Origin of the sequence: Nocardia colli, assembly GCF_008704205.1 — a bacterium.
Taxonomy (GTDB): Bacteria; Actinomycetota; Actinomycetes; order Mycobacteriales; family Mycobacteriaceae; genus Nocardia; species Nocardia colli.
In genome coordinates, this window is record NZ_VXLC01000021.1 from 46,090 (window position 1) to 60,069 (window position 13,980).

Here is a 13,980-nt window from a genome sequence, read left to right on the forward strand (position 1 = left end):
GGATGAATCGAGCTGTGCGAGAAAGAGAGGCCGATGGACCCCGCGGCACTGAGATTCACCATGCTGGGCCGGGTCACGATCCGCCGCGGTGACCTCATCCTGCCTTTGGCACGCCCCCGCACCCAGGCGGTGCTGACCGCGTTGCTGTTCGCGGCCGGCACACCGCTGTCCGCAGCGCAACTGGTCGACGCGGTATGGGGTGATGAACTTCCCGGTGATGCCGTTGCCTCGCTGCGTTCGCACGTGCGGTTGCTGCGTCAGCTGGTCGAGCCCGACCGCGCTCCACACACCCGGTCTTCGGTTCTCGTGTCGGTGGGCGATGGATACGAACTGCGCATTCCGCGCGCCGCGGTCGATGTCCAGCAGGCCGAGGAGCTGGCCCGCACCGCCGAGAATGCCCGTGCGGCAGCCGATTTCGCGCAGGCTCGGGAACTTCTCGGCCGAGCGCTCGAACTGTGGCAAGGAGAAGCCCTCGCCGGTGTGCCCGGTCCGGCGGCCGCCGGTCAGCGACGGCGGTTGTCGGAGCTGCACACGGCCTTACTGGAGGCTCGGCTGGAGATGGACCTCCGGATGGGCCGCCACGAACAGGTGACCGGCGAATTGGCCGCGCTCAGTGCCGAATTCCCGCTGCGCGAGCGGCTTCGCGGGCTGTGGATGACCGCGCTGTATCACTGCAGGCGGCGCAGCGAGGCGCTGTCGGTCTATGCCGACACTCGCCGATTGCTCATCGAGGAGCTCGGTATCGAACCCGGTCCCGAACTGGCCGAGCTGCATCAGCGCATCCTCGATGACGACCCCGAGCTGAGCAGAGCCGAATCCCGCCCATCGACGCAAGGGATATCTCTCGATCTCGGCGCGAGCGTGCGCCCGGCCCAGCTCCCCAGAGATGTCGCCGACTTCACCGGCCGCGAAGCAGTGGTGCGCGAGCTGTGCGAGATACTCACTCCCACCGGGTTTTCGACTCCCATAGCGATCGTCATCGGCATGGGCGGGGTCGGAAAGACCACCCTCGCGACACATGTCGCCCACTTGGTCCGGGACCACTTCCCCGACGGTCAGCTCTATGCGGACCTGCACGGAATGGATGACCGCCCCGCAGATCCGGTGGCAGTGCTCGGCGTATTCCTGCGCACCCTCGGGGTGCTCGATGGCGACCTGCCGTCCACCGGTCCCGAGCGGGCCGGGCTGCTGCGCACGCTGCTCGCCGATCGGCGGGTATTGATGGTGCTCGACAACGCAAGTGGACTGGATCAGGTGACCCCGCTGCTGCCGGGTGGCGGCGGCTGCGCAGTGCTGATCACCAGTCGTGCGGTCCTGCCGCTGGCCGACGCGACCATCCGGCGGCTGGACGTACTGCCCGACGTCGAAGCACGAAACCTGTTGGGGCACATCATCGGCGAGCAGCGGACAGCGGCCGAACCCGAGGCCGCCCAGGCCGTCGTCACCGCGTGCGGCAGGCTGCCGTTGGCGATCCGGGTCATCGGCGCCCGGCTGGCCGCACGCCCGCAATGGAGTATCGCCACGGTCGCGGGACGCCTGGCCGACGAGCAGCGCCGGCTGCCGGAGTTGCGATGTGGCGATCTGGCCGTGGATGCCAGCTTCGCCTTCGGCTACCGGCAGCTGGATCCGGCGACCGCGCGGGCGTTCGTGCGGTTGGCCATCCCCGCGCTGCCGGACCTGTCGCTCGCAGCGGCAGCCGCGATTCTCGGGGTCTCCCCCGCCGTCGCGACGGATGTCTGCGAGTCCTTGGTCGATCTCGGGCTGCTGCAATCGACCGCAGCCGATCGCTACAGCTATCACGATCTGCTGCGGTTGTTCGCCCGCACAATGGAGGCGCGCGGCGATCGCGAACAAGTACTCACACGGCTGCTCGACTACCATCTCGCGTCCGCGAAAACAATTGTCCGCCAACGTTACCCGGGACATCGCCTCGACTATGTCCCGGCGACCGAGCACGGCGGCGAGCCGATCCGGTCGGCGGCGCAGGCGCAGGCCTGGCTGGACACCGAGCGCGCGGGCCTGATCGCCCTGCACCGCCAGATCGCCGCCGACCACCCCGGCCTGGTGCCGTCGAGCGTCGATGTGGCGATGCTGATCAGCGAGACCATCGACAACTCGGCCCAGTCCGGGGAGTTGGCGCATGCGCTGCGGCAACTGCTCGCCGTCGCCGAACAACGCGACGACCCGGACATCGAGATCCGGGCACGCCTGGCACTCGGCCTGGTGCTCGCTCTGGATCTGGGCCGGGGCGCCGAAGCCGCCACCGTGCTCGAGCGGGCCAGGAACCTGCTCCGGCCGACCGGGAATCGCTTGCTGATGGGCTTCGCCGAACATCTGCTCGGCGCCGCCGCGTGGAGTACCGGCCGGGACGAGGACGCGATCGTGCACATGGCCGCGGCGGTCGAACTGTTCCGCGATCTGGGCGACGCGTCGTGGGAGGGCTGGGCGTGCGCCACCCTCGCCGACCGGTACGGCGATGCCGCGCAATGGGATCGCGTCGTCGAAACCGCCGGGCGCGCACTGCGATTGGCCGCTGAGCTCGGCGGCGCGAGCTTTGATTCGCTGTCCTTGGCTCAGCTCGCGCGGGTCGCGCTGATCCGTGACCACGACCCGGAACGGGCGATGTCGCTGTGCACGGAGGGCGTGCACGCGGCACGGGCCCACGGCCGGCGGCTGCACCTGGGATGGGCGTTGTACCGGCTGGCACAGGTCGCCCTGCACGACCGTCGGTTCGACGTGGCCGAAGCGGCTGCGGCGGAGGCCGCCGCGGTGCTCGCCGAGGCCGCCGACCCGATCCGGCGCGGCCAGGCCCTGCAATTCCAGGCGGCGGCACTCGCGGGCCAGGGCCGGATGGACGAGGCGCGGGAAGTCCGCGGCCGGCTCGACGAGTTCTACGCGCGAATCGGCCTGACGCCCCCGCCCTCGGACTCGGTCGCCGACGCCATCGCGCTGGCGACCGCCGGAAACCAGCGAATCTAGCCGGTTCACCTGCGCGTTCATGCTCAGCTCAACGGGCGCTCGAGCGCGCTGCCGAAGATTTCTCCCGGGCCATCCGCCCGGCTCCCCGTTCGGGAGCCAAATCTTCTACAGCGCATGAGTATTCGTGTGCCCTACGCCAGGAGCAGACATGCAGTACCGACTCGGAAAGATGGATGAAGGCTTCGTGCCGAAGCAGTTCACGGTCTGTTATGTGACCGTCTGCGAGGGCGAGATCGACAGCGCGTTGCTGCAATTGGCATTCGAGCTGACCGCCCGGCGATACCCGATGCTCACCGGAACCATCGCGCTCGCGGACGGTGAATGTCTGCTCCGCATTCCGGACGACGACGCAGGCACCGTGGTGACCGAGACCGTCCACGGCTCCCTGTCCGACTGGCTGCGCAACGGAGCGATACCGCTCGATCCCGCACGGGAACTGGCAAAGCTGGAGATCGTGCAGACCGGGCAGACCGCGGCCGTCTGCCTCCGGGTCTGCCACGCCATCAACGACGCGCACATGGGATTCGCGCTGCTCGCGGACTTCTGGCGCACCGCCGCGGCACTGAGCACGGGTGCCGCACTGCTCGATCCGACGCCGATCTACCCGCGCAGCCTCGAGTATCTACTCGCCGACCGCGGGGTCACGCTGCCCGATCCGGCCCTGCCCGATCCGGGGCGGGTGTACAGCTTCGCCGACTCGGAGACCCTCGACGGCCCCGGCCGCCGCCTCGCGCCCGGCGAGCGGATCACGTTGTCCGAGAACGAGACCGGCCGGCTGGTCCAGCATGCGCGAGCACTCGGCACGACCGTGCACGCGCTGCTCAGCGCCGCCATCGTCCGGGCCGAACGGGCGACGATCGCCGAAACACCGGATACCGCAGTCGAAACCGAACTGCCCATGCTCATCGGTCATGCCGTGGACCTGCGGCCGCACCTGCAACCACCGGCCCGGCCCGCCGACGCGACCAACGCACTCGGCTTCGCGCCCACCGTCACCGCCTGCACGACCAACTCCGATCTGCACATCCTCGGCAAGGAGATCAAGGCGCAGATCGTGCACGGCATCGAAAGCGGTACCGCCCTCGCGGCCATGCACGCGGCCGCCTACGTCATGCAAAGCGATACCAGGGAAATCGCCGTGAACACCATCACCAACTGGGGTGTGGTACCCACACTGGCATCACCGGAAGGCATGCGTATCAACGATTTCCGTGGATTCGCCACGTCCGCCCCGGTGCCGGAGTTGAGCTACTTCGTCTACACCTTCCACGGCAGGCTGAACATCGAATTCGCCTACTCCGAACGGCATCATCGGCCTGAGCGAGTCGCCCACCTGCGGAACGTCGTGGCCGCGAACCTGCAGCAGGTTGTCCCGGAACCCGCATGACGAATCAGACACCTCCACCATTCGCCGCCCTGCATGAGCCCTGGGGCTGTATCAAAGCGCTGCTTGTGCTGGTGACCGTCGCGATCCTGTCCGTGCTGCTCGCGATCGGCGACCTCGTCCGCGGCCGACCGGCGAGCCAACACGCCGGCACACCTACCGAGTCCGGCCCAGCAGCGGGTAGCTAGCGCCCCTGCGGGGGTGTTTCGATGCGGACCAGTCCCGATTGGAAGGCGATCACGACCAGCTGGGCGCGGTTCTGGACGTCGAGCTTCGCCATCGCTCGTTGCACGTGGGTGCGGATGGTGAGCGGGCTGACGTACATCTTCTCGGCGATCTCGTCATTGGACAGTCCCGCGGCGACCAGGACCACGACTTCGCGTTCGCGGGTGGTGAGGACGCCGAGGTTGTCGCCGGTGCCGATTCGGCTTTCGGGCTGGGCGAGGTAGCGGGCGATCAAGGTTCGGGTCGCGGTCGGAGACAGCAGCGCCTCGCCCGAGGCGACGGACCGGATCGCGTCCAGCAGTTCTTCGGGGCGGACGTCTTTGCCGAGGAATCCGCTGGCTCCGGCCCGAAGTGCCTGTGCCACATATTCATCGAGTTCGAAGGTGGTGAGGATAAGTACGCGGGTCCGCTGCAGCGCGGGGTCGGCGCAGATCTCCCGGGTGGCGGCGAGGCCGTCGACCTCGGGCATGCGGATGTCCATGACCACCACGTCGGGCTCGATCGTGCGGGCCAATTCGATTGCCTCGCGGCCGTTTCCGGCGACGCCGACGACCTCGAGGTCGTCGGTGGAGTCGATCAGGATGCGGAAGGTCCCGGTGAGCAGGGCTTGGTCGTCGGCCAGGAGTACCCGGATGGTCATGCGGTCTTGTCCTCGTGGTCAAGGGATTTCGGGGGCTCGAGGGGCAGTTCGGTGGTGACTTCGAAGCCACCGCCGGGGCGGTGCCCGGCGTGCAGATTGCCGCCGACCGAGATGGCTCGCTCGTTCATTCCGATCAAGCCGTAGCTCGGGCTGTCGCCGGGCACAGGTGGCGAATGTTCGCCCCCGTCGTCGGTCACGCTGATGGTCAGTAGCAGCCGGGAGTAGACGAGCCGCACCGTGGCCGTGGCGGCGTCGGCATGTTTGGTGACATTAGTGAGTGCTTCCTGGATGATCCGGTAGGCGGTCAGGTCCGCGCCCGGCGAGAGCGGACGCGGCAGCCCGGTGATCGACAGCGACACGGTCAGGCCGGCGCGTTCGAACGAGGTCAACAGGTCGGCGAGTTGCGCCAGGCCCGGGGTCGGTTCGAGCGGGGCGGCCGCGTCGGTCTCGCGCAGCAGTCCCACGCTTGCCTTGAGTTCGCGCAGCGCCCCGGAGGTGGTGTCGGCAAGTTGATCGAGCATGTCCTGCACCTGGTCGGGCTGGATGCGCAAAAGGTATGCCGCAGTGGAGGCTTGGGCGTGCGCGAGGGCCATGTGGTGGGCGACGATGTCGTGCAACTCGCGCGCGATCCGGAGTCGTTCCTCGCTGACCCGCAGCCGCGCTTCTTCTTCGCGGGTGCGTTCGGCCAGCTCCGCTCGGGCATGCAGGGCCGCCAGGTAATCCCGCCGGCTGCGTCCGGCGTCGGCGAACGCGGACGCGACCAGGACACCGGCGATGAGACTGATCCGCCCGCCGGTGAGCAGCGGCAGGAAAGAGCCGAGCAGCGAGGTCAGCAGCAGCGCCGCGCCCGAGAACAGTTGGGCGGCTTTACCATTGCAGTAATTGGGCCACTGCAACGCGAACGAGTATCCCGCGACGAACGCCGCGCCCGCAGTGATGATCGACAGTTCGAATCCGCACGCGCCGATCGCGATAGCGCAGGCGGTGGTGATCAGCAGCACCGCGCGCGGAAACCGGCGCCGCCCCAGCAGGGCGAGCGATGCCACTGCCGACAGGACGAAGACCGTGGGCGACATCGGGCGCAACACCATCGGCCCGCCCCCGTCGTGCCCCACGACGACCCGGCTGGCGTAGGTGGCCAGCGCGCACAGCAGCACGGCGAGGATCACGTCGAAGGCTTGCTGGTGTCGGCGCGGCCATTGGGACCAAGCGGCGGTCATGGGTACTCCTCCCTACTACTGCACACTAATCTGCTGGTCACAGACGCACCGATGGGCCGCCCCCGAGGGGACGGCCGACCGGCGGATTGTGTTTCAGACGCGGGCGGATTCGGGTTGCCGATCCGGTTGCGCGGGCTCGAGCCGCTGGAGGCTTTCCCCCTCGACGTCCACATTCGGCAGGACCTTCGCCAACCACCGGGGTAGCCACCACGCCTTGTCGCCGAGCAACGCGAGTACGGCGGGGACCAGGGTCATCCGGACGACGAACGCGTCGAAGAACACCGCCGACGCGAGCCCCAGTCCCATCATCTTGATCATCGGTTCGCCGCCGCCGACGAACCCGGCGAACACCGCGATCATGATCGCCGCCGCCGCGGTCACCACCCGCGCGCTGTGCCGGAACCCGGTGACGATGGCCTCGCGAGCGCTCTCGCCGTGCGCGAAGGCTTCCCGCATCCGGGTGACGAGGAAGACCTCGTAGTCCATCGCGAGTCCGAACACCACACCGATCAGGAAGATCGGCATCATGCTCATCACCGGTCCGGTCTGCTGCACACCGATCAGGTTCGCCAGCCATCCCCACTGGAAGACGGCCACGATCACCCCGAAGGCCGCGCCCACCGAGAGCAGGAATCCCAGGGCCGCCTTGATCGGCACCGCGATCGAGCGGAACACGATCATCAACAGCAGGATCGCCAGCCCGACCACGATGGCGAGGTACGGCAGCAGTGCGTCGGACAACTTCTGCGAGACATCGATGTTCATCGCGGTGGCACCGGTGACCAGCATGGTCGCACCGGTCGCGGTTTTCAGCTCGCCCGCCTCGCCGCGCAGCGTCTGGACCAGGTCTTTGGTGGCGGTGGACGACGGGCCGGTGGCGGGCACCACGGTGAGCACGGCGGCGTCGCTGGTCTGGTTGAACGTCGCGGGCGAGACCGACACCACCCCCGGGGTGGCAGTCAGGTCCTTCGTCGCTTGCTCCACCGCGGACTTCGGGTCCGCGACACCGCTTTTGACGTCCACCACGACGGTGAGCGGGCCGTTGAAGCCGGGACCGAACCCCTCGGCGAGCGCGTCATAGGCGCGACGCTGGGTTGTCGAGGTCGGCTGCGATTCGTCGCCCGGCAGGCCGAGTTCGAGGCTCCGCACCGGCAACGCCAGAACTCCCAGTCCGATCAGGCCGATCAGCAACACCACGACCGGACGGCGCACGACCATTTCGGCCCAGCGCGTACCCATATTGGCCTTGGCCTGAATCGGGTTGTCCGCCTGGTCGTTTCCGGTGAGCCGAACCTTCGGATCAGCAGGTACGCGCTGGCGGAACGCCCGTGGCATGACCGCCCGTTGGAAGAATCCGAGCAGCGCGGGCAACAGCGTCAACGCGATCGTGACGGCGACCGCGACAGTGCCCGCGGCGGCCAAGCCCATCGTGGTGAGGGCAGGAATGCCGACGACGGCGAGCCCGGCCAGCGCGATGACGACGGTGAGTCCGGCGAAAACCACCGCGGAACCAGCGGTGCCGACGGCTCTGCCCGCCGCGTCCTCGGCGCCGTATCCCTCGGCACGCTCGGTGCGGTACCGGGAGACGATGAACAACGCGTAATCGATACCCACCGCGAGCCCAAGCATCATCGCCAGCGTGGTGGTCGTCGTGGACAGCCCGATCGCCACAATGGCGGCGATGCCGACACCGATCCCGATCAACGCGGTCAGCAACGGCAGTCCCGCGGCCGCGAACGCACCGAAGGTAATCATCAAAACCACTGCGGCGATGGCGATTCCGATGGCTTCGGTGGCGCCGCCCATTTCCGGCTCGGCCATCAGCGCCGACCCGCCGATCTCCACGGTGACTCCCGAGGCCTTACCCGTGTCGATCGCGTCGGTGAGCGTGGTCTTGGTGGCATCGGTGAGGTTCTGGGTGGACTCGCCGTAGCTGACGGTCGCATAGGCGGTCGTGCCGTCCTTGCTCACCGCCCCGGTCTGGAACGGGTCCAGCACGCCTTTCACCTGCGTGCCACCGGCCACATCGGACAGGATCTTCTCGACCGAGTCCCGGACCGGTTGCGCACTGATCTGCTCCCCCGCGGGCGCCACGAACACGATACGAGCCTGTGCCCCATCGGATTTGGTGCCGGGGAACCGTTCACCGAGCAGGTCGAAGGCCCGCTGGGATTCGGTGCCCGGAATCGAGAAGGTATCCGGCGGCGGAGTCGGCGCGTTGACCGCACCGACCACCAAGGCCGCCATGACCCCCAACCAGACCACAACCACGAGCCGCCGCCGCTCGAACGCGAACCGGCCCAGCCGGTAGAGGAATTTCGCCATGCCCCCATGCTGGTGGCCCGACTCCGTAGTCCGCGTCGTGCAGATGAAGGCTGTTCCCGAGTACTGCGTATGCAGTACGTCGGACGATCGGTGTAGTTCGTTCGGCCGATACCACTCAGGGGCCGCGTATAAGGGATTACCGTAGTCGGGTTGTTCGCTATTCCAAGCTATCGAGGGGTACGGAAAGTGAAGTCTCCGCAACGATCTCGGCGAATCGTCGTGGTCGGCGCAGGCCTGGCAGGTACCGCCACAGCCATACGGCTTCTGCGGTTCGCCACGGAGCCTGTCGACATTGTTCTACTCGAACGACAGCAGGAACACCGGCACGCCGGAGTCGCGTATCACGCGGCGGGAAATCCGTGGAGCCACGTCTTCAACATCCAGGCGGGCAGGATGTCGGCTTTCCGTGAGGATGTCGATGACTTCTTGAATTGGGCCAACAAAGAAGCCGACCGGTCCGCGTGGTCCGTGGAGTGGCGGGGCGTCGAATTCTTCGAATCGGATCCGGCTCCGCGCCGGCTATATGCGGATTACCTAGGCCAACGGCTGGCCGAAGCCGCCGAGGAAGCGTGTGCCGGCGTTGTCCTGCGCGAGGCGAACGGTGAAATGGTCGACCTGACCCCGACCGCCGACGGCGTCACCGCCGTCATCGAAAACCTGTCCTGGTCAGGCGAAGAACCCGATCCCGGATCGACGGCCCTCGATGCCGACCACATAATTCTCGCCACCGGACCCGAACTGCGCCACCCGCGCTACGCCGAAGCCGTGTTCGACCACCCGTCCTACATCCGACTGCCGTACTCCGGCGAGGGCGTCGAACGAATCCGGACCCTACCGCCGCATGCCGTCGTCGCGATTATCGGCACAATGCTCAGCGCCTACGATTTCGCCGCCCTGCTCCTCCGGCAAGGGCACACCGGCACGATCTACATGATTTCGCCGTCCAGCCTGACCCCCCGAACATATCCAGCCGACCACCGGCATGGCGTTCTGGACATCCCGGCACCCGATATCGACGTCGAGCGTGGCAGCGAGACGCTCGCCGGTCAGCTCGAGGCCGAGTGGCTCCGGGCCTGCCTTTTCGTCGCCAGTCAGCATCCCGAAGTGGATCCCGCGGTAATTTCGGAGCGCATCGCGAAATCTTGGGAAGCATGTCTGCCCGAGATAATCCAGAACGTCTCCGGCGAAGACTTGCGTACCCTCTTGGCAAAGTACGGAAGTCGTATCGCCATTCTGCGGGTCAGTGCGATGTCGTACACCACCGCGATCGTGGATTCCGCTCACCGGGTGAGCGGCCAGGTCCAGGTGATCACCGGCCGGGTCACGGACTTGCGTCCGCTCGCGGAAGATCGCGTGTCGCTGACGATCTCCGGAAGCGGGTCGCACCGAACCCTGGCCGCGGATCTGGTCATCTCCAACTTCGGACGCGAATTCGACTATACCGAGGTGCCATCCCGGCTTTGGCAACGTCTCCTCGCCGAAGGGCTGGCCGTTCCGCACCGAAAGACCAAGAGAGGGGTGGAGGTAGACGAATCCGGCGCCTTGCTCATGGCCGATGGCCGCAAGTCCGGAGCGATCTCCGCGGTGGGAGCTCCGCGGGAAGGCGACGAGATAGTCCGGAACGGCCGCATCGGCGCCTTCGGTTTCAATCTGGCGACCATCAAGAACCATTCCGTTTCCGTGGCCGCAGTCGTGCTGCGCAACCTCGAATCGCGATATGACAGCCGGGAACCACCACCCGACATCGCACCAAGCCTGGAAAGTGAATGGGCAGAACTGGTTTCGCTGGAGATCCAGAGATTGGCCGCGCCCGGCAGGCAGCGCCGCACCGAGTATCAGGCGCGGTTGGATACGAAACTCCGCGAGCTCTCGGGACAGTCCGATATCCGCACCTCGTTGTCGGCGATAAACCGAGCGGCCGTGGATCGCCTGACCGAGGTTTCCGTGACGCCGAGAGAACTGCGCTCCCAGCTCAGGCTCGACCGCCGGTCCGCAACCCCCGACCGGACCCCACGATGACGGAGAATCCATTCCGAGCAAGGTAGCCGGATAACGACCGGACGGATGGCATCAGCACACCTTCCAGCCCATCAGCGATATAAGTACGATACCGTAGCTACGACAGCGTACTTAAGCTCGGAAGGTCGCCATGGGGAATCAACCGTCAAACGGTCAGCCCTGCGTAGTCGTCGGCGCAGGCCCGGTCGGTCTGGTCGCCGCGTTGGCGCTGGCCCGGCGCGGTCTACGGGTGCTGGTGGTCGAAGCCGAACCGCGGGATCGCGTACGCCCCGGCAGCCGGGCGATCGCCTTGATGTTCCCGACCTTGCAGCGCCTCAATCGGATCCGGCCCGGGCTCCGCAGGCAGATCGCCGAGGCCGGAATCAGCCCGACCGGCTATGACGCCTTCTATGGTGGTCGCCGAATCTTCAGCCAGCACAACAAGAATCTGACCCGGCTCGCGAGCAGCCTGCCGCAGCGCACCACCGAGCAGATCATCCTCGCCGAGTGCGTCGCGCACGGTGTCGAATTCCGTTGGGACGCAACGGTCGACGGCGTCGACAGCACCCCCGACGACGTCACCGTCACCCTGTCGTCCGGCGAACAGATCACGACGCCCTATGTGATCGGCGCCGACGGCGCGCGGTCGGTTGTGCGCAAAGCGATCGGCGTCTCGATGGACGGCGTCACCGATCCGACGCCGTTCATCATCGTCGACGTCGACGAGCACCCCGACGGATCGACCCCGCTGGCAGGCTATTTCCACTACAACAACCCCGACCTCGGCGGACGCAACGTCATGCACATGCCGTTCGCCACCGGCATGCGAGTCGACCTGCAGTGCCTGCCCGACGACGACGTGGCCGCCTTGGCGAGCTCCGGCGGTGTGCGCGAATGGGTTTCGACAGTCGTCGGCCCCTGGTACGGCGAGCACGTCCAGTGGGTGTCGACCTACCGCTTCCATCAGGTCGTCGCCGACTCCTACACCGACACTCATCGACGGGTCCTACTGGTCGGCGAGGCGGCACACCTGTTCGCGCCATGGGGCGGGCGCGGCCTCAATTCCGGTGTCTTCGACGCGACCGACGCGGCCGACGCCATCGCCGACGCCTCGGCGACCGAGGACCTGATCCGGCGGCGCAAGCTGATCGAACGCTGCGCCGAGGACAGCCGGAACTGGGGCCTGCGCAATCGCGACATCTCCTCGAAAGCCCTTCGGGTGATGCGTGGTTCGGACCCGGCGACCAAGCTGAAACGCGCGATCGCGTCCCGGCTCGCGCCCACGGTCTGGCCCGCCGGCGCCTGGCTCGCCAACGGCCCGCTCCAGATCCCGGTGCCTCGCCCAGGAACACGGGCCTATTACTGAGGACGACCAAATCCTCGACGCCACGTCGCGTGCCTGCTCGGGTACGCGACGCTCGCCAAAGAGGTCGATCTCGCCGAACTCCAGGCCTACGTGGCAGACCCGGGGCTGGTGGCGTCGTTCGAACGCGAACCGTCGACTCGAATGGAAGCCGTTGTGGCGTCGATTATTTGGTTGGAGGGATGCACGCGAGCGGCACCTTCCGGTCAGTGGTCTTCGCCGGTCGCGAATTGCTGACGCAGTTTGAACTTCTGGAGCTTCCCGGTCGCGGTGCGCGCAAGTTCGGTACGGAATTCGATGCGTTTGGGGCACTTGTAGCCGGCCAGGTGCGTGCGGCAGTGGGCGATCAGCTCTTCCGCGGTGACCGGGCTCGCGGTGACGATCAGGGCGGTAACCAGTTCGCCCCACTTCTCGTCCGGGATGCCGATGACCGCGGCCTCACGGACCGCGTCGTGCAGCAGCAACGCGTCTTCGACCTCGATGGAGGACACGTTCTCCCCGCCGGTGATGATCACGTCCTTCTTGCGGTCGGTGATCGTCAGGTACCCGTCGGCGAAGGTCCCGCCGTCGCCGGTGTGGAACCAGTTGCCGGCCTGGGACTCCGCGGTGGCCTGCGGGTTGTCCCAGTAGCCGAGCAGGTTGTGGTTGGACTGGGCCAGGATCTCCCCCGTCGGGTCGATCCGCACCCGCACGCCCAGCGCCGGCGCGCCCGCACGTCCGAGCAGGCGCGCCTGCTGCCCCGGCGGCAGCTCGTCCCATTCACTGCGCATCCGCGACATCGTCAGCAGCGGAGCGGTTTCGGTGAGGCCGTAGATCTGGATGAACTCCCAGCCGAGTTCACTGCGCACCTGTTCGATGACCCGGGTGGGCGGCGGCGCGCCCGCCACGATGGCGCGCACACGATCGCGTCCGGGAATCGGACCGTCCCACTCGCGGGCCGCGTCCAGGACCGCGGTGACCACGGCCGGTGCCGCGCACAGGTAGGTGACGCCGTGCCGATCGATGCGACGCAAGATCTCGGCGCCGTCGATCTGGCGGATGACGACCTGTTCGACGCCCATCGCGGTGGCCGCGAACGGTTGACCCCAGCCGTTGGCATGGAACATCGGCAGGGTGTGCAGATACACGTCACGGTCGTTGACCCCGGACTGCCAGCCGAACACCGTGGCGTTGAGCCAGAGATTGCGGTGCGTCATCTGCACCCCTTTGGGGCGCGAGGTCGTGCCCGAGGTGTAGTTGATCGTCGCCGTCGCAGACTCCGAGGCCTCCGCCCATTCGCGCGGTTGCCCGGCGCCGGACCAGATCCGGTCGTCGTCTTCGCCGAAGACGAACGTCCTCCGACAGTCGACCTGGTCGACCACGACCTTCAACGCCGGATCGACCAGCAGCACCTCGGCCCCGGAATGCTCAACGATATAGGCGATTTCCTCCGCACCCAGCCGAAAGTTGATCGGCACCAGCACCCGTCCCCACCCGCTGACGCCGAAGAAACAACTGAGCAGGCGCGCGGAGTTCTGCGAGACCACCGCGACGCGCGCACCCACCGGCACGCCGAGCTGATCGAGCCCCGCGGCCTGGGCTCGAGCACGCTCGTTCAGCTGGGCATAGGTGATCTCGCCCCAGGAGGCGGCGGGCTGATCCGGCTCATCGACAATCGCCACGCGCTGGGGATACACGGTGACCGCGCGGTCGAGAAAGTCGTTGACGGTGAGGGGAAACTGCATGCCGATCCTCTGGACGATGTGGGCGAGAACGCGATTCGAGACTCCAGTGTGCGACCTATCCTGCCGCAGCAGCCAGAGCCAGGCGCGCGAGTTCCGCACTGCAATCCCGCCGGGGCGCTCAT

The 13,980-nt window shown here is 67.2% G+C and carries 9 protein-coding genes; 5 read left to right on the top strand and 4 right to left on the bottom strand.

Going from position 1 to position 13,980, the window contains the following annotated elements:
• Nucleotides 1-33: 33 nt before the first annotated feature.
• The 3 genes from F3087_RS34195 (at nucleotide 34) to F3087_RS34205 (ending at nucleotide 4,551) form a co-directional block, all read left to right on the top strand.
• Nucleotides 34-2,979: an AfsR/SARP family transcriptional regulator gene (locus tag F3087_RS34195; RefSeq protein ID WP_150406256.1), complete on the top strand. Its 2,946-nt coding sequence runs from the start codon at nucleotides 34-36 to the stop codon at nucleotides 2,977-2,979.
• Nucleotides 2,980-3,127: 148 nt separating this feature from the next.
• A complete protein-coding gene (locus F3087_RS34200) occupies nucleotides 3,128-4,366 on the top strand; it encodes a phthiocerol/phthiodiolone dimycocerosyl transferase family protein (protein ID WP_150406257.1) in 1,239 nt (412 codons plus the stop codon).
• The gene (locus F3087_RS34205; protein WP_150406258.1) at nucleotides 4,363-4,551 is read left to right on the top strand and encodes a hypothetical protein; all 189 of its coding nucleotides are present in this window, start codon (nucleotides 4,363-4,365) and stop codon (nucleotides 4,549-4,551) included. Before F3087_RS34200 ends, F3087_RS34205 begins: the two co-directional genes overlap by 4 nt.
• On the opposite strand, the gene F3087_RS34210 is transcribed toward F3087_RS34205, so the two are convergent.
• The 3 genes from F3087_RS34210 to F3087_RS34220 form a co-directional block, all read right to left on the bottom strand.
• Complete coding sequence (locus tag F3087_RS34210; protein ID WP_150406259.1) at nucleotides 4,548-5,228, bottom strand: response regulator transcription factor; 681 nt, start codon at nucleotides 5,226-5,228, stop codon at nucleotides 4,548-4,550. The genes F3087_RS34205 and F3087_RS34210 overlap by 4 nt on opposite strands.
• A complete protein-coding gene (locus F3087_RS34215) occupies nucleotides 5,225-6,448 on the bottom strand; it encodes a sensor histidine kinase (RefSeq protein WP_150406260.1) in 1,224 nt (407 codons plus the stop codon). The genes F3087_RS34210 and F3087_RS34215 overlap by 4 nt, the downstream gene beginning before the upstream one ends.
• Before the next feature lie 93 nt (nucleotides 6,449-6,541).
• Nucleotides 6,542-8,773: an MMPL family transporter gene (locus F3087_RS34220; RefSeq protein WP_150406261.1), complete on the bottom strand. Its 2,232-nt coding sequence runs from the start codon at nucleotides 8,771-8,773 to the stop codon at nucleotides 6,542-6,544.
• Nucleotides 8,774-8,992: 219 nt separating this feature from the next.
• Here F3087_RS34220 and F3087_RS34225 point away from each other — a divergent pair, with 219 nt between their 5' ends.
• Together F3087_RS34225 and F3087_RS34230 are read left to right on the top strand one after the other, a co-directional pair.
• Nucleotides 8,993-10,792: an FAD/NAD(P)-binding protein gene (locus tag F3087_RS34225; RefSeq protein ID WP_223885579.1), complete on the top strand. Its 1,800-nt coding sequence runs from the start codon at nucleotides 8,993-8,995 to the stop codon at nucleotides 10,790-10,792.
• Nucleotides 10,793-10,922: 130 nt separating this feature from the next.
• On the top strand, nucleotides 10,923-12,137 hold the full coding sequence (locus tag F3087_RS34230; RefSeq protein ID WP_150406263.1) for an FAD-dependent oxidoreductase: 1,215 nt from the start codon (nucleotides 10,923-10,925) through the stop codon (nucleotides 12,135-12,137).
• A gap of 203 nt (nucleotides 12,138-12,340) precedes the next feature.
• On the opposite strand, the gene F3087_RS34235 is transcribed toward F3087_RS34230, so the two are convergent.
• Nucleotides 12,341-13,858, bottom strand: a complete 1,518-nt coding sequence (locus tag F3087_RS34235; protein ID WP_150406264.1) for an AMP-binding protein — start codon at nucleotides 13,856-13,858, stop codon at nucleotides 12,341-12,343.
• Nucleotides 13,859-13,980: the final 122 nt, after the last annotated feature.

What these genes read in the sequence shown, in the direction of transcription:
- F3087_RS34215 (WP_150406260.1), bottom strand. Translation starts at nt 6,448, where the DNA reads ATGACCGCCGCTTGGTCCCAATGGCCGCGCCGACACCAGCAAGCCTTC.
- F3087_RS34195 (WP_150406256.1), top strand. Translation starts at nt 34, where the DNA reads ATGGACCCCGCGGCACTGAGATTCACCATGCTGGGCCGGGTCACGATC.
- F3087_RS34230 (WP_150406263.1), top strand. Translation starts at nt 10,923, where the DNA reads ATGGGGAATCAACCGTCAAACGGTCAGCCCTGCGTAGTCGTCGGCGCA.
- F3087_RS34200 (WP_150406257.1), top strand. Translation starts at nt 3,128, where the DNA reads ATGCAGTACCGACTCGGAAAGATGGATGAAGGCTTCGTGCCGAAGCAG.
- F3087_RS34210 (WP_150406259.1), bottom strand. Translation starts at nt 5,228, where the DNA reads ATGACCATCCGGGTACTCCTGGCCGACGACCAAGCCCTGCTCACCGGG.
- F3087_RS34205 (WP_150406258.1), top strand. Translation starts at nt 4,363, where the DNA reads ATGACGAATCAGACACCTCCACCATTCGCCGCCCTGCATGAGCCCTGG.
- F3087_RS34235 (WP_150406264.1), bottom strand. Translation starts at nt 13,858, where the DNA reads ATGCAGTTTCCCCTCACCGTCAACGACTTTCTCGACCGCGCGGTCACC.
- F3087_RS34220 (WP_150406261.1), bottom strand. Translation starts at nt 8,773, where the DNA reads ATGGCGAAATTCCTCTACCGGCTGGGCCGGTTCGCGTTCGAGCGGCGG.